The 17106-nt window shown below is 62.2% G+C and carries 9 protein-coding genes; 6 read left to right on the forward strand and 3 right to left on the reverse strand.

The annotated features are described in order from the left end of the window. Positions 1-213: 213 nt before the first annotated feature. From RCCGE510_RS19050 to RCCGE510_RS19060, 3 genes are all read right to left on the reverse strand, one after another. A complete protein-coding gene (locus RCCGE510_RS19050) occupies positions 214-6636 on the reverse strand; it encodes a translocation/assembly module TamB domain-containing protein (RefSeq protein ID WP_037079210.1) in 6423 nt (2140 codons plus the stop codon). Positions 6637-6802: 166 nt separating this feature from the next. Beyond that, a complete protein-coding gene (locus RCCGE510_RS19055; RefSeq protein ID WP_192815322.1) occupies positions 6803-8731 on the reverse strand; it encodes an autotransporter assembly complex family protein in 1929 nt (642 codons plus the stop codon). Between the two features lie 169 nt (positions 8732-8900). Continuing rightward, a complete protein-coding gene (locus RCCGE510_RS19060) occupies positions 8901-9158 on the reverse strand; it encodes a YMGG-like glycine zipper-containing protein (RefSeq protein ID WP_007632613.1) in 258 nt (85 codons plus the stop codon). A gap of 322 nt (positions 9159-9480) precedes the next feature. Between RCCGE510_RS19060 and hemA the strand changes: the two genes are divergently transcribed. From hemA to RCCGE510_RS19090, 6 genes are all read left to right on the forward strand, one after another. Then, positions 9481-10695 (forward strand): 5-aminolevulinate synthase, encoded by a 1215-nt coding sequence (gene hemA, locus RCCGE510_RS19065; protein WP_007632614.1) that lies wholly within the window; start codon positions 9481-9483, stop codon positions 10693-10695. Between the two features lie 357 nt (positions 10696-11052). Then, the gene (locus RCCGE510_RS19070; protein WP_007632615.1) at positions 11053-12030 is read left to right on the forward strand and encodes a LacI family DNA-binding transcriptional regulator; all 978 of its coding nucleotides are present in this window, start codon (positions 11053-11055) and stop codon (positions 12028-12030) included. Positions 12031-12070: 40 nt separating this feature from the next. Continuing rightward, a complete protein-coding gene (locus RCCGE510_RS19075) occupies positions 12071-13309 on the forward strand; it encodes a sugar ABC transporter substrate-binding protein (protein ID WP_007632616.1) in 1239 nt (412 codons plus the stop codon). Between the two features lie 75 nt (positions 13310-13384). After that, complete coding sequence (locus RCCGE510_RS19080; RefSeq protein ID WP_037079213.1) at positions 13385-14302, forward strand: sugar ABC transporter permease; 918 nt, start codon at positions 13385-13387, stop codon at positions 14300-14302. Continuing rightward, a complete protein-coding gene (locus RCCGE510_RS19085) occupies positions 14299-15162 on the forward strand; it encodes a carbohydrate ABC transporter permease (protein WP_007632619.1) in 864 nt (287 codons plus the stop codon). Before RCCGE510_RS19080 ends, RCCGE510_RS19085 begins: the two co-directional genes overlap by 4 nt. Positions 15163-15181: 19 nt before the next feature. Beyond that, entirely contained in the window at positions 15182-17104 is a 1923-nt protein-coding gene (locus tag RCCGE510_RS19090; RefSeq protein WP_007632620.1) for a glycoside hydrolase family 127 protein, read from the forward strand. The last annotated feature ends 2 nt before the right edge of the window (positions 17105-17106 follow it).

Consider the following 17106-nt stretch of genomic DNA (forward strand, 5'->3'; position numbering starts at 1 on the left):
ATGGGCGGAACCAGCCCCTCATCCGGCTGCCGCCACCTTCTCCCCGTAAAACGGGGCGAAGGGGGATAGTTGCGACCTTTCCGTCCCTCTCCCACCTTTCGCAGGGCACGTCCCCTCTCCCCGTTTTTTACGGGGAGAGGGCTAGGGTGAGGGCAAATTACGGGTCCGAATCGGACAGACATCCGCTGTTTGCTTCGCTTGAATTATGCCGGCTCAATACTCACGTTCGTAGACGATGCCCGCTTCGCCTGCACCGTTACCACCGGCGGCGCCGCGCAGCTTGACGCCGCGGCCGACATCGAGGTTGATCACCGCCTTGGCGCCGGCCGAGCCGCCCTGCTGCAATTCGAAATAGGTGCGGTCGTTGAGATAGCGGCCGACGCTGACGCTCGTCTGCCCCTTGGAATCGGTACTGATGTCGAGATCGTCGACGCCGAGCTGGTTGCGCAGGCCTTCGAAAAGCGAGTTGGAACGGTTGCCGGCCAGCTGGCTGACGGCGTCGGCCAACTGGGCGATCTGCACCGGCGAGAGTTTTGACATCGACTGGCCAAAGATCAACTGCGCCAGGACCTCGTCCTGCGGCAGTTGGGGCGAAGAGGAAAAGGTGATCGCAGGGTCGGTGGCGAGGCCCGCGACGTCGACGGTCAGCGTCGTCGAACCGGAGGCCGAGGACGCTTCCATATCAAGGGCCGGCGTCAAGTCGCCGGCAAAGGTGATGCGGCTCTTGTCGGTGAAATCCAGGCGGCGGTTGAGAATGGTCAAGCGACCGCGGCGCATGGTGAAACCGCCGGTCACGATCGGCGCTGCCGCGGTTCCGCGGATCGTCACACGGCCGCCAAGCTCGGCATCGATACCGCGCCCGCGCACGAAGATATGCGCGGGCGCGTCGATTTCGAGATCGAGGGTGATCGTCGAGGATTTTTCGCCGGGTTTCCGTTCGCCGTCGTCGCGCAGCTGCGCAAGCACCGCCCGCGGCGCATTCTTATGCCGGATGTCGATCTGACTGAGCGAGGTCGGCAATTTTTCCGGGACGGTGATCGAGGTCTTGTCCAAGCGAAGCTTGCCGCTCAGCGCGGCGTTCATGATCGGCCCGCGCAGGGCGAGCGTGCCATTGACCGTGGAGACGACAAGCGTTCCGTCGACATAGACCGCCTTGTCGAGCTTGATCGAAATGTCGGCGGGAAAGCCGCCGGCCGGTTGGATGCCGATGGTGCCGGTTGCCGAAATCGTTCCGCCGCCGCCGATGCTGCCGCTGAGGCGCGATATAACGGCCTGGCTACCGTTGAAGCTCACTGTCGCCACCAGATTATTGACGGCGAGATTGCGCCGAACGTCGACGAGCTTTGCGCCATTGGTCGAGACAGTGCCGTTGATGACGGGTGCTGCGGCCGTTCCGCCAACCTGCAGGTTTACGGTGGCGACGCCGTCGGCGACGAGGCCCTGCTGCGCCAGCGGCGCGCCGAGAACGGCGAAAGGAAGATTGCCGTTGAAGCGCATGTCGATGGCGCGATTGCCTGTGATCACGACACTGCCGCCACCCTTCAGCGACATGCCGGCGTCGCCGGCAAGGCTGGTGTCGACCGTCAGCTTATTTCCGGCAAGTTTGCCGGACGCACCGATGGTGAATGGCGAAAGGCCGGCGCCTTTTGTCTGGCCCGTCGCGGCGTTCTTCCAGTCGACTTTGAAATCGACGGACGGCGCCGCCAGCGCGCCGGTGGCCTTGACCGTCGCCGAGACCGCGCCCTCGGCTGCAAGGCCCGGAACAAAGCCATTGGCGATGGCAGCCGGAACATCGTTGGCGTTCGCCGTGACGTCGATCGACTGGATCGTCGTGCCTGCAATGGCGAGATTGCCGGCGGCTTTCAGTGCAATGCCGCCGCTGCCGTTGAGGGCGGCATCGAAATCGAGCCTGTCACCGGCATATTTTCCCGTTGCCGTCAGCGCCAGGCGGGAGAGGCCGGCAGCCTTGGTGTGGCTGGTCGCGGCATCCTTCCAGTCGAGTTTGAAATCGACGATCGGATTGGCCGGCGTTCCTGACGTGACGGCGCTTGCCGAAAGCGTGCCTTCGGCGCCGAGGCCGGGAACGAAGGCATTGGCGATGTTGGCCGGCAGTGCGGGAATATCGGCATTGATCGAAAGATCCCGGATCGCTGTTCCCGCGATCGTGACGCCACCTGTCGCCTTGGCCAACACCCCGTCCTTGCCGGCGAGGTTGGCATCGAAGTCGACCCTGCCATTGGCGTATTTTCCAGATGCCGCGGCACTCAGGCCGGAAAGGCCGCTGCTTTTGGTCTGAGCGGTTGCGGCGTTCTTCCAGTCGAGCTTGAAATCGACGGCGGGTTTGGGCAGCGCGCCGGAGGCGGATGCCGTTCCCGACACCGTTCCCTCGGCGGCGATACCGGGGACGAAGTCGTTGGCAAGGGCTGCCGGCAGGTTGGCGAGATCGGCCTTGACGTCGAGGTTGCGGATCGAGGTGCCCGACATCGCGACATTTCCGGTGGCTTTCAGCGAGAGGCCATCCTTGCCGCCGAGCGCGGCATCGAAATCGAGCTTGTCGTCGGCAAAGTGTCCCGATGCGGTCAGCGCAAGGCCGGAGAGATGAGCGCTCTTCGTTTGCCGGGTTGCGGCATCGGTCCAGTCGAGCTTGAAATCGGCGTTCGGTGCCGCAGGGGTGCCGGCGGCGGATATCGTGCCTGATATCGTGCCGTCCGCCGCGAGATCCGGAACGAAGGCGTTGGCGAGAGCGGCCGGAACCTTGGCGATCGCGGCGTCGAGCTTGACGCTGTCGATTGCCGTGCCGGCAAGCGCGACATTGCCGGCGGCCTTCAGCGACAGGCCATTATCGCCGCTAACGGCCGTATCGAAATCCAGTTTGTTTTCGGCGAATTTTCCCGAAGCAGTCACGTCAAGGCCGGCAAGGCCGGCGTGTTTCGTGTGGCGCGTCGCGGCGTTTTTCCAATTGAGGTCGAAATCGGCGGACGGAGCGGAAAGGGATCCGCTGGCCGCGACCCTTCCGGTAATGGCGCCCTCCGCCGCAAGATCGGCGACGAAGCCGTTGGCGATGCGGGCTGGGACATTGGCCAGGGCGGCGTCGACTTTGATCTCACCGATCGTCGTGCCCGTGATAGCGACATTGCCGTTTGCCCTGAGCGACAGGCTGTCGGCGCCGCTTGCAGCCGCGTTGAAATCCAGCTTGTTGTCGGCGAATTTTCCGGATGCGGTGATGCCAAGGGCCGCAATGCCGGAACGCTTGGTGTGGCTCGTCGCAGCACCTTTCCAATCAAGGTCGAAATTGGCGGTCGGGGCGGCAAGCGAACCTGCGGCCGAGAGCTTTCCCGAGATCATGCCTTCGGCGGCGAGATTGGTGACGAAGCCATTGGCGATAGCTGCCGGAACATTCGCCAGCGCGGCATCGAGCTTGACGTTGCCGATCGTCGTGCCTGTCATGGCGAGATTGCCGGTTGCGTTTACCGACAGCTTGTCGGCGCCTGATATCGCCGCGTCGAAGTCGAGCTTGCTGTCAACGAATTTTCCCGAAGCCTTCACCGCGAGATCGGCAAGACCGGCGCGTTTCGTCTGGCTCGTCGCAGCGCTTTTCCAATCGAGATCGAAATTGGCGGTCGGCGCATTGAGGGGGCCGGCGGCCGAGATCTTGCCGGCAATCGTGCCTTCGGCGGCCAGATCGGCAACAAAACCATTGGCGATGCGGGCGGGCAGATTGAGGATATCGGCGTGGACGTCCAGCACCGGTGCCTTGGGGTCGGCGAGTGCGACATTGCCGGCGGCCTTCAGCGAAAGGCCGTCGACGCTGCTGACCGTCGTGTCGAAATCGAGCTTGTTGTCGGCGAATTTACCGCCGGCAGTGATGCCGAGCGGTGCCAGTCCGGCCCCCTTGGTCTGGCTGGTCGTCGCATCCTTCCAGTCGAGCTTGAAGTCAGCGACGGGTGCGGCCGGCGTTCCCGTCACGGCAATCGTTCCGGAAATCGTGCCGCCGGCCGAAAGGTTCGGCACGAAACCGTTGGCAAGCGCTGCCGGCAGCTCGTTGATGTCGGCATCAAGCTTCAATGTCTCGCCGGCCGAACCGGTGACGCGCACCGAGCCGGTGCCGGTCTTCAGCGTCAGCCCGTTCAGATTGGCGGCGCCGGCGACGATTGCGACCTGTGTCGGTGCCGCGAGTTCGACCGGGATATTGCGCGGGCTGGCCGAGAAGCGATCGAGGTTTACGTCGATCGTGCCGTCTGTCGCCTCGATATTGCCGGCCGCCAGCACGGGATTGCCGTCATAGGCGGCATTGAGGTCGAAATCGGTCTGGTTCTGCTGCCTGGCAAAACCGAGCGAAAGGCCTGCAAGCTTGTTCGTTCCGGCATTCAGCTCGTCGGCCTTGATCGTGCCGTTTGCAGCAAGAGCATTGAGGTCGCTGACCGTGACATCGATCTCCGGCTTGACGATCGCAAGCGTGTCGCGGCGGATCGAGCCGCCGGTCGCCTGCAGCTTGAGCGCGATCTTGCCGCTGTCGCTCGTGACCCCGAGCGAACCCTTGAGGTCGCCTTCGGCCTTTTGTCCGCCGAGTGCTGCGAGCAGGCCGATATTGGGGAAATCGAAGGTCAGTGCGCCTGTCGGCTCCAGCGAGGGCGATAATTCGGCATTGCCGTTCAGCCGGTTGCCGCCAATATCGGCGGCTAGCGCCGGAAGGATAATCCTGCCGTCCTCAGAGCTGATGTCGCCGTTGAGGCTCATCGGCTGGCCGTCGATCGTGCCGGTGGCGGCGATCCTGCCCTGCGGCGCCTTGGGATCGGCGAGACCCGACAGGTCCATATTGAGATTGCCGAGCGCGCGGTCAGCGATCTGCAGGCTGGCGGCCTTGAGATTGGCCGTCACCGAGATTGTGGGGAGCTCACCGCCAACTCTCAACGCATAAGCCGCTCCACCGATGGCGCCGGGGATGAGTTTGCCGACGTCAGGCAGCCGGCCGGAGAGATCGGCATTCAACTTCGCACCGTCGAGCACGACGTTGCCGGCGGCCTCAAGCGTGCCGGACTTGAGCACGAGGTTGGACAGCGCGAATTTCGACGGGATGGTGCCGACCACTTGGCTTTCGAGCGAGATCGGTCCGTCGAACCTGGTCGTTACCGCAGCCGGCAGGGCTGCCGGAGCGATGGTGAGCTTGGCGTTGCCGGTTAGCGCTTGGTCTGTCAGCCTATAGGAGCCGTTGAGGCTGCCGTTGATATTGGCGCTTTCGACGGTGGTGCCGTTGAAGCCGATGCTGCCGGGCGTTATCTGCAGAGGCGAGGCGATCGTGACCGGGCCTTGGACGGCGCGATTGAGGTTCGGCTCTGCAAAACTCGCGTCGCCGGCAACGAGGCGCAACTGGATGCTGCCGGAACGGGTGGCGAGATTGAAGGCGTCGCTCTTTGCCGTCAGCTTGACGTTGCCGATATCGGCCCCGGGCAGGGTTGCGGTATCGAGCGAGCCGCTGACATTCAATCGTGCTGCCTGCGCATCGCCTGTTAGTGCCAGGTTGAGCCCTGATATCAGGAAACGTGCTTCGCTTTGCGCGAGCGGCCAGCGGAAATCGACAGGCCCCGACGTGCCAAGCAGATTGGCGTTCAGGCTGTTGTTGCCGGCCGGATCGAGGGTGCCCGAGGCGGCGATGACGACGCTGCCGGTGGCGATATTGCCGGTCTGGATATCGAACTTGCCGTGGTTGTCGAAGGTGGTGGCAAGATCGATATTGGTCTGGCCAGCAAAAAGCGGCCGGAAAGCCGAGGGAAGCAGCGAGCTCAGGTCGCCGCCGCCCTTGAGGTCGAGGTGATGCAGTCCGTCTGCTGTGATCTGATGCCGGCCTTCGATTGCGGCGCGCTGCTCTCCGTCGAGGGCCGCCTGCAATTTGCCTTTCCAGTCGGATATCGGTCCCTGGCCGTCGAGATCGATGTTGACGGCGGGATCATTCGGCAGGCCGAGAAGGCCGGCCAGCAGCCCGCCCTTCGGCTCGGACAGCTGCGCCTTCAGCCGCAGCCGGTTTTCGGCTGGCGCATAGGCGATGTCGGCGGCGAGCCGCGCATCCGGGACGGCATGACGGCTGACATTGACGACCGCCTCACCGCCATCGCCGTTCGCCGAAAGACTGCCTTCGGCGGCAAGCGCAAAAGCGCGCCCGGCAAAGGGTTTGGCCAGTTTGATGTCGGGCAGCGCGACGCGGTCGATGTCGACCTTGATCGGAAGACTGAACCCGCCGGCATTTTCAGCTCCGGGCCGCGAAGGCAGCGTACGCACCGGCTTGCGCAGCACGTCGATTGATTCGATCTCGAACCGTTTGGCGTGAAAAGTTCCGGTCAGCAGCGCCAACGGATTCCAGTCGATCGCGATACCGTGAATTTCCGCAAACACGCCTCTGGTGTCGGAGATCGAGATCTCGGCGGCGCGAAGGCCGCCGGTCAAAAGGCCTTGCGGTTCACGCACGGTAATCGTCATGTCGCGGTTGGAAAGCGTCGAGGCTATCTTTTCGGTGACGATACGGGCGCCAAAGGCGGTGAAGCCGAAGATCGCAAGGGCCAGGACGGCAAGAATCAACAACGCGCCCACGCCATAGGCGGTGAGCCGCAGGATCCAGTTGACGATTTTTGCCAGCGTTTGCATCGGCGCGGACACTACCCCGTTTTCATAATGGCTCACAAATCGGAATCGGCATTCTAGAGCATGATGCCGAAAAGTGTGCGCGGTTTTCGGACGACATCATGCTCTAACTCTTTAATGTAGAACAGGATTCAGATTTTAGGCCGACCGGGCCTAAAATCATCCTGTTCTAGAAGGATTGGCCGATGCCGGCGTAGATTCCATAATCTGTGCCATCTTCGTACTTGTTCAGCGGCATGGCAAAATCAAGCCGCAGCGGGCCGAAAGGCGTCGCATATCGTATCCCGGCGCCGGCGCCGGCGCGGATATCGGAAAAGCCGGGAAAGGTGCTGTCCGATACGGTGCCGACATCGATGAAGGGCACGATGCCGATCGTATCGGTGATCTTGATGCGGGCCTCCAGCGAACCGGTGACATAGGAGCGGCCGCCTGTGGGATCGCCGTTGTCGTTATAGGGCGAGATTTCCTGAAAGCTGTATCCGCGCACCGAGCCGCCGCCGCCGGCAAAGAAGCGCTGCGTGGCCGGGATGTTCTCGATGCCATCGCCGCCGATCAGCACGCCGGCAGCGACCTTGCCGGCCAGCACCATGCCATCCTCGGCGCCGAACGGCAGATAGCCGGAGATCGAACCCTGGAACGCCGCATAGGGTGTGGCGTTGAAGATCTCGTAACCGGGCTTGGCCGAAAATGTGGCGCGATAGCCTTCGGTCGGGTTGAACTTGTCGTCGCGGGCGTCGCGGTCATATTGTAGCGGCAGCGTGAAGGTCAGGTAGTCGTTGGTGCCGAAGGCGTCGTCGTCGCGTTCCCAGCTGACCTCGCCGCTCGCCGAAACCGTGTCCCGGTCGGTCAGTTCGTAGGACAGGCCGAGCGAGGCGGTGACGAGCGTCGCATTATAGGCGTCCGGATTTTCGGTCTTGGCAACGATGCCGGCCTTCAGCGTGGCGGCCGGGAAGAAAGCGCCGGGCTTGGTGAAGAGGATGCCGGCGGAATAGTCGAGGCTGCCGACATCGGTGGTTTCGCCAAGCCGCGAGACCGAGCCCTCGATCCGCAGCGTTTCGGCTTCGCCAAACAGATTGCGGTGGCCCCAATAGCCCTGAACGCCGAAGCCGTCGGTGGTCGAATATTGCGCGCCGACGCCGAAATAGCGCCGCTTGCCTTCGGAAACCTCGATGGTCATCGGCAAGGTGCCGTCCGGTGCCAGCGCATCGGCTTCGTGAATGGTGACGCTCGAAAAGACGCCGAGGGCGCGAAGCCGCTCGCCGGCTTTCTTCAGCGTCTCCGGGGAATAGGCTTCGCCCTTGTCGAGCCGGGAATAACGCTGGATGAATGCTGGCTTGACGGTCTTTTCGCCGGTGACGCCGACATCGCCGATCGGGGCGACCGGGCCACCCTCGGCCGCAAGGACAATATCGACGGTATCGCTGTTGTGATCGGCGACCACCTTGCGTTCGGTCAGCTTGGCAAACGGCCGGCCCTCGCTCTTCAACTGCTCGACGATCTTGTCGCCGGCCTTGATGATGGCAAGCGAGCCGGCCTGAGCGCCCGGAGCCAGATCGTAATCGGCGGGATTGTGGTTTGCGGCATCGCCGCCGAACTGCACCTCCCTGACCTTGAAGATCGGACCGGGCGCAATGTCGACGGTGACCGGGACCGACCCGGACCGGTCGAATGTCGGATTGGGCGGCAGCTCGTCGATATTCTTGCCGTCGATGGTGATCGTCACCAGACCGCCATAACGGGCCTTTTCATACAGGGTGGCAATCAGCCGCTCGCGGTCGTCGCGCGCCTTGACGACGATGCCGAGATCGCCGGAAACCGGCTGCTTCTGGTCACCGACAAGACGGGAGCTATTCTCAAGCGCTTCTTTCAGGTCGGGATCGGCGGTGTCGGCCTTGAGGTCGACATGGTAGCGCACCGGATCGGGCACCTGTTGACCTTCGTCCTCGTCCTTGCCGAAGATGGTGAGGCCGAAAAGCTTGAAGGCGTAAGCGTCGCCGATCAGGACCGGTGAGAACGCAGCTGCCGCTGCGACCACCATCATGGTGCCTGTTCGCCGATACGCAGTACCTGTTTTCGGGCCTGTCCCTCTAATTCGCATACGCCGCTTTTGGTTACGTCTACAATGAAGCTTCGTTGCCCAGCCGTGAACAGCTTAGCGACAAAAACGCGCGGGGTGTACCATTTTAAATTGCCCGCGCGCTAATTTAGTACAAAAAATCCCGGAGGTGTGTCCGGGATTTCCTGAATGTGCGGTTTGTAAGCGGTTCTCAGCGCGGGCAGCTATCGATGTAGCGGCGGCCGTAACGGTCGCGGTAGTAGCACTGGCCGGGTTGTTCGGCGACGCTGCCGATCAGTGCGCCGGAGACACCGCCGATAGCGGCGCCGACTGCTGCGCCACGGACATTGCCGGTGACGACGCCGCCGATGACGGCACCTGATGCAGCGCCGATGCCGGCGCCCTGCTGGGTGGGCGTGCAGCTTGCGATCGACAGGCCGACCAATGCGAGTATGACAGCTTTTTTCATGTTTTTTCTCCGAGGTTGTTGCCCAGCGGGCAAAGGCCGTCCCTTTATTTTTTTCAGGCTAGATCGAAAACTATGTCGGAAGAAAGGGTTGTCCACCGGCGCGCCGATTTTTTTGCGATATCGGTCGTCGGCGTGCTTGCGGCGATCGGCAAACTCTGCCGGGTTTTTCGGATCAATTTCATTGATCGCCACACGCAGATTTTTTATCTGGAATCATTCAAAAAACTGGGCCTTTTGCCGCAGTTGATGGTAAAGCAAAGGGTAAGCATTGACGCGCGGACGTCCGGTCGGCAAGAACGGCCGCGCGATACTGGAGCATATGATGGATTTCGAAGCGTTTTTCAAAAACGAGCTGGACGGGCTGCATGCCGAGGGCCGCTACCGCGTTTTTGCCGATCTCGAGCGCCACCGCGGCAATTTCCCGCGCGCGACGCGCCATACGGCCGATGGCGAAAAGGAAGTCACGGTCTGGTGTTCCAACGACTATCTCGGCATGGGCCAGAACCCGAAGGTGATCGAGGCGATGAAAAACGCCATCGACCACTGTGGCGCGGGTGCGGGAGGCACCCGGAATATTTCTGGCACCACCCATTATCACGTCATGCTCGAACGTGAACTTGCCGATCTGCACGCCAAGGAATCAGCACTGCTCTTCACCTCGGGCTATGTGTCCAACTGGGCGGCACTCGGCACGCTCGGCGCCAAAATTCCCGGCCTGATCATCTTCTCTGATTCGCTGAACCATGCATCGATGATCGAGGGCATCCGTCACGCCAAGTGCGACAAGGTGATCTGGAGGCACAATGACGTCGCCGATCTCGAAGCCAGGCTTAAGGCCGCCGATCCGAAGGCGCCGAAGCTGATCGCTTTCGAGAGCGTCTATTCGATGGATGGCGATATCGCCCCGATCAAGGAAATCTGCGATCTCGCCGACAAATACGGCGCGATGACCTATCTCGACGAAGTGCATGCGGTCGGCATGTACGGCCCGCGCGGCGGCGGCATTGCCGAGCGCGAGGGGCTGATGGACCGGCTGACGGTGATCGAGGGCACGCTCGGCAAGGCTTTCGGGGTGATGGGCGGTTATATCGCCGCTTCGGCAGCCCTTTGCGATTTCATCCGCTCGTTTGCCTCCGGCTTCATCTTCACCACGGCGCTGCCTCCGGCGCTTGCCGCCGGTGCGGTCGCTTCGATCCAGCACCTGAAGGTCAGCCAGTTCGAGCGCGCCCGCCATCAGGACCGGGTCCGCAAGCTCCGGGCGCTGCTCGACCAGCGCGGTATTCCGCATGTACCCAATCCGAGCCATATCGTGCCGGTGCTGGTCGGCGATGCGGCCAAGTGCAAGTGGATCTCCGACCTGCTGCTCGACAATTGCGGCGTCTACGTCCAGCCGATCAATTATCCCACCGTGCCGAAGAAGACCGAGCGGCTGCGCATCACCCCGACGCCGCTGCATTCGGATGCCGATATCGCCCATCTGGTCGAGGCGCTGCATTCGCTGTGGTCGCGCTGCGCGCTGGCAAGGCACGTCGCCTGAGTTTTTCGATGATCGCTCCGTCATAGTTCAGGACCTCCATTGGAGGTTCTGACGGCGATCGTCCTGTTTCCGCAAGGGCGCCGCTGCCGCTTCCCTGCGCCTGCTTAAAATTTTACACGCGCTGCTTCGGCTCAAGATCGACGATACATTGCAATCGGTCCGACCGATGCGCATGGGTCTTCCTCTGTGCTTGCGCTTATCCGCCCACTGTCTTCCCTAATCCGGAACTCCGATTTGCGTGAGAAAACCTTTTCTCACTTGACACTTTCGTTGGTAAAAGCTTTTCTCACGTCACTTCAGAAGGAGGAAACTCTGAATATAGCGGGAGGAAAAAGAGGCAGGATCACCATCCATGAGGTGGCGGCGGCGGCCGGGGTGAGCATTTCGACGGCGTCGAAGGCGCTCAACGACACCGGCCGGATGGGCGCGGAAACCCGCGAGCGGGTGAAGCGGATCGCCGGCGAAATCGGCTATCGGCCGAATGCGCTGGCGAGAGGGCTTCTGAGCAAACGCAGCTTCACCATCGGGCTCTTGACCAACGACACTTACGGTCGGTTCACGCTGCCGGTGATGGCGGGTATTTCGGACGCGCTGGTCGATCACGGGGTTTCGGTTTTTCTCTGCGCCATCGAAGACGATCCGGCGCTCGCCCAGATCCATGTCGATGCGATGCTCGACAAACAGGTCGACGGCATCATCGCCACGGGGAAACGGTTGGACAGGCGTCTGCCTGTCGATCTGTCGAATTTGCACGTGCCTGTCGTCTACGCCTTCACCGAGGGGACGCAGAACAGCGTTACCTTCCGTTCGGACGACGAACAGGGGGCGAGACTGGCGGTGGAATGGCTGGCCAAGGTCGGGCGGCGGCGGATCGCCCATATCACCGGGCCGGAAGAGTTCTTTTCGGTGCGCGAGCGCGCCGGCGCCTATCACGCGGTGGCAGGCCACCGCGAACCGGTGCTCTACGGCGTCTGGTCGGAAAGCTGGGGCCATGAGGCGGTGGAGCAGCTTTGGAAAAGGCCGGGAGAAAAGCCGGACGCGCTGTTCTGCGGCAATGACCAGATTGCCCGTGGTGCCGCCGATGCGCTGCGCGAGCGCGGCGTCAAGGTGCCGCAGGATGTCTCGGTGATCGGCTTCGACAATTGGGAGATTGTCGCCGCCCAGACCCGGCCGCCGCTGACCACGGTGGATATGGAGTTGAAGGAGCTCGGGCGGCAGGCCGGATTGACGGTTCTGGCGCTTGCGGAAGGCCGGCCGGTCGAGCCGGGAGTGCGGAAATTGCCGTGCCGGCTCGTCGTCCGGCAGTCATGCGGGGGTAAAACCTCGAGGGAATGAGCAAAGGCGCAGGGAGATGCGCCATATCGGGAGGAGTGTCATGATCAAGCGTCTTTTGGCGGCGACCAGCATCGCTACCTTATGCCTGTTTTCGGCTGCGTCGGCGGCTGAAAATGTCGAAATGTGGGTTCGCTCCGGCATCGGCGACGCCTTCAAGAAGGTCGTCGAAGCCTATAATGCCGGCCATGAGACCAAGGTCGTGATGACCGAGGTGCCGTTCTCCGAGCTGGTGCAGAAATATGCGACGGCGATCGCCGGCGGACAGGCGCCCGACGCCCTGTCGATGGATCTGATCTATAACCCCGCCTTTGCCGCGGCCGGGCAGCTGGAAGATCTGACGGACTGGGCAAAGTCGCTGCCCTATTTCAACTCGCTGTCGCCCTCGCATGTCCGCCTCGGCACCTACCAGGACAAGATTTACGGCCTGCCGCTGTCGGTTGAGACATCGGTTTTTGCCTGGAACAAGGACCTTTATAAGAAGGCCGGCCTCGACCCGGAAAAGGCGCCTGCCAACTGGGACGAAATCACCGCCAACGCCGAGAAGATCCGGGCCTTGGGTGACGATACATACGGCTTCTATTTCTCCGGCGGCGGCTGCGGTGGCTGCATGATCTTCACCTTCACGCCGCTCACCTGGGGTGCGGGGGCCGATATCCTGTCGGCCGACAGCAAGACGGCTACGCTCGATACGCCGCAGATGCGCAAGGCCGTCGATATCTACCGCAACATGGTCAAGAAGGACCTGGTGCCGGCGGGTGCGGCCAGCGATACTGGCGCCAACTTCCTGACCTTCACCAATGGCAAGATCGGCCAGCAGACCCTCGGCGCCTTTGCCATCGGCACGCTGGTGACCGAGCATCCGGACATCAACTTCGGCGTGACGCTCATTCCGGGCGTCGACGGCAAGCCGTCGTCCTTTGCCGGCGGCGATAATTTCGTCATCACCAAGGGCACCAAGAAGATCGACGCGGTGAAGGGCTTCCTCGAATATGTCTATTCGGAGGACGGTCAGAAGATCATGGCGAAATACGGCAGCCTGCCGACCCGCGGCGATATCGCCGACAAGGTGCTGGAAGGGCTCGATCCACGCATGCAGGTCGGCCTCAAGGCGATCAGCGTGGCCAAGACGCCCTATACGCTGCAGTTCAATGACCTGATCAACAGCGCCAACGGCCCGTGGGCGAGCTTCACCAACGCCGCGATCTTCGGCGACGATGTCGACGGCGCGTTTTCCAGCGCCCAGGCGGAAATGCAATCGATCATCGATAGCGGCCAATAACTCTCTCCCGGCCGCGGCCGGGGAGCGGTGGCAGCTTCCCGGCCAAATCCCAACCGACAAATGCGGAGCGTTTCGATGACCGGTTCCGGTCCAGAGATCCTATTGCCTCGGCGCCGGCGGCGACGCCAATCGAACTGGCGTGGCCTTGCCTATATCGCGCCGGCCATGGCGCTGGTCATCGTCTTCTTCCTCATGCCGGTGCTGTTCACCGGGTGGATGAGCCTGCACAACTGGCCGCTGATGGGGGCGTCGCGCTGGATCGGTTTCAACAATTATTACCGCATGGTCAACGACACCCGCTTCGTGACGGCGCTCTATTTCACCGCCTATTATACGCTCATCGTCACCATCGCCATCTTCGCCGTCGCCTTTCCGCTGGCGATTTTCGTCGAGAAGGAACGGCAGTTCGTCGGTGCCTATCGCACGGTGATCTTCCTGCCGGTCGTCGTCGGCCTGGCCACCGCCTCGCTGCTCTGGGTGTGGCTTGCCAATGTCGATAGCGGCTTCATCGGCCCGGCGCTGAAGGCGCTCGGCCTGGTGGAAAAGAGCCCCAATCTGCTGGCGACCTTCGACACCGCCTTTCTGACGATCGTGGTGATGGTCGTCTGGAAGATCGCCGGCTTCACCATGATCATTCTGCTGACCGGACTGCAGGCCATCCCGTCCGAGCTGACGGAGGCTGCCCGCATCGACGGCGCCGGCCGCTGGCAGCGTTTCCGGCATCTGACGCTGCCGCTGATGAGGAAGACCATCGCGCTGGCGCTGATCGTCTCGGTCACCGGCTCGATCCTCGCCTTCGACCAGTTCTACATCATGACCTCGGGCGGACCGCAGAACAAGATGATCTCGGTGGTCTATTACATCTTCAACCAGTCCTTCGTGTCGTTCAATCTCGGTTATGGCGCGGCGCTGTCGATCGTGCTGCTCGCCATCCTGATGGCGATCAGCATCGTGCAGCTCTGGCTGCTGCGCGTCGGGGAGGAGCGTCCATGATCACCTCGAGGGAACGCCGCGCCCGCAAAGCCTTCCGGGTGAAGTCCGCCTATCATCTCACCGGCATCGCGATTTCGATCTTCTTTCTCGCCCCCTTCGTGATCACGCTGTTGTCGTCCTTCCGGCATGGCACCGAGGCCAGCCTGCCGCCCTTGCCGCCATGGCCGACCTCAGGCGTCAGCATCGATTCCTACGCGCTGCTCGATACGTTCGGCGCCGGCATCTGGCAGCATATGATCAATTCGCTGTTCGTCTCGGTCGCCACCGTGGTGCTGACCGTCGGCGTCAGCCTGCTCGCCGGTTACGGTTTTTCGCGCTATCGCTTCCCGCTAAAGAATGCACTGTTCGTGCTGATCATCACCACGCTGATGATCCCGTTCCAGTCGATCCTGACGCCGCTCTTCATCATCCTGGCAAAACTTGGCCTCAACAATTCGCTCATCGGGCTGACGCTGGTCTATGTGACGCTGCAGTTGCCCTTCTCGGTCTTCATGATGCGCAACGCTTTCGATGCCGTGCCGAAGGAGATCGAAGAGGCGGCGCGCATCGATGGCGCGCGTGACCTCCGGCTCCTGGTCCGCGTTCTGCTGCCGCTGGTGCTTCCCGGTGTGGCGACGGTGGCAATCTTTGCCTTCCTCAATGCCTGGAACGAGTTTCTAGCCGCCCTGGTGCTGCTCTCCAGCAATGAGAAATACACCCTGCCGGTGCTGATGACGGCGGTTCGCGCCGGGCGGCTCGGCGCCATCAACTGGGGAGCGGTGCAGGCCGGTGTCGTCGTCATGACGATCCCCTGCCTGATCGTCTTCCTGCTCCTGCAACGCTACTACATGCGCGGGCTGATGGCCGGCGCGGTGAAATAACCGAGGGAAAATCGAGCCCATGACCAAATCAAGCAACGACCGCCAGTTTCGTCCCGTCGCCGTTCCCGATGTCGAGCTCGGCGGTTTCTGGGGCAAATGGCAGGACGCCGTCTGTAATTCCACCGCCGAAACCCTGCTCGACCGCTGCGTCGAGGCCGGCATGCTGAAGGCAATCGATGTCTCCCAGCCGAGCCCCGGCGTCGTCATTCCCATTCAGCCCTGGGGTGGGACGACGCAGATGTTCTGGGATTCCGATCTCGGCAAGTCGATCGAGACCATCGCCTATTCGCTCTATCGCCGGCCGAACCCGAAGCTGGAGGCGCGCGCCGACGAAATCATCGACATGTATGAGAGACTGCAGGACAAGGACGGTTATCTCAATGCCTGGTTCCAGCGCGTCGAGCCAAGCCGCCGCTGGACCAACCTGCGCGACCATCACGAGCTCTATTGCGCCGGCCACCTGATGGAAGCCGCGGTCGCCTATTATCAGGCGACCGGCAAACGTAAGCTGCTCGACATCATGTGCCGCTTTGCCGATTACATGATCAAGGTTTTCGGCCATGGCGAGGGCCAGTTCCCCGGCTATTGCGGCCACGAGGAGGTCGAGCTGGCGCTGGTCAAACTCGCCCGCGTCACCGGCGAAAAGAAATATCTCGAGCTGTCGAAATTCTTCATCGACGAGCGCGGCTCCGAGCCGCACTTCTTCACGGCGGAAGCCGCTCGCGACGGCCGGAGCGCTGCTGACTTCCATCAGAAGACCTATGAGTACGGCCAGGCCCACCAGCCGGTGCGCGATCAGACCAAGGTCGTCGGCCATGCCGTGCGCGCTATGTATCTCTATTCCGGCATGGCCGACATCGCCACCGAATATAAGGACGACAGCCTGACGGCAGCGCTGGAAACGCTGTGGGACGATCTGACCACCAAGCAGATGTACATCACCGGCGGCATCGGTCCAGCCGCCTCCAATGAAGGTTTTACCGATTATTACGACCTGCCGAACGCCACGGCTTACGCCGAGACCTGCGCCTCGGTCGGCCTGGTGTTTTGGGCAAGCCGCATGCTCGGGCGCGGTCCCGATCGTCGTTATGCCGATATCATGGAACAGGCGCTTTATAACGGCGCCTTGCCCGGGCTATCGACTGACGGCAAGACCTTCTTCTATGACAATCCGCTCGAAAGCGCCGGCAAACATCATCGCTGGAAATGGCACCATTGCCCCTGCTGCCCGCCGAATATCGCCCGGCTGGTGACCTCGATCGGCTCCTATATGTATGCCGTTGCCGACGACGAGATCGCTGTCCATCTTTATGGCGAAAGCACCGCGCGGCTGAAGCTTGCCAACGGTGCCGAAGGCGAGCTGCAGCAGACCACCAACTATCCCTGGGATGGCGCGGTGGCGTTCACCACCAGGCTCAAGACGCCGGCGACATTTGCGTTGTCGCTGCGCATTCCGGATTGGGCCGATGGCGCCACCCTCAGCGTCAACGGGGAAATGCTCGATCTTAACGCCAATATCCGCGACGGATATGCCAGGATCGATCGCCAATGGGCCGACGGCGATCGTGTCGCCCTTCACCTGCCGTTGGCGCTGCGCCCGCAATATGCCAATCCGAAGGTGCGCCAGGATGCCGGCCGTGTGGCCCTGATGCGCGGCCCGCTGGTCTACTGCATCGAAACCACCGACAATGGCGAAGACCTCAACGCCATCATCCTGCCCCGCGAGCTCCCGGCCGTCGAAACCGTGGTGCTGAAGGATCTCAATGATGCCGTCGCGCTTGATCTCACGGTCGAGCGTGAGGAAACCTCGAACTGGGGGACACCGCTCTACCGCAATGCGCCGGCTGAAAGGCAGGTCGCCACCGCGCGTTTCGTGCCCTATCATCTCTGGGACAACCGCGGACCCGGAGAGATGCTCGTCTGGGTCCAGTCGGACAAGTAGGT

Origin of the sequence: Rhizobium sp. CCGE 510 (assembly GCF_000292525.1) — a bacterium.
GTDB lineage: Bacteria > Pseudomonadota > Alphaproteobacteria > Rhizobiales > Rhizobiaceae > Rhizobium.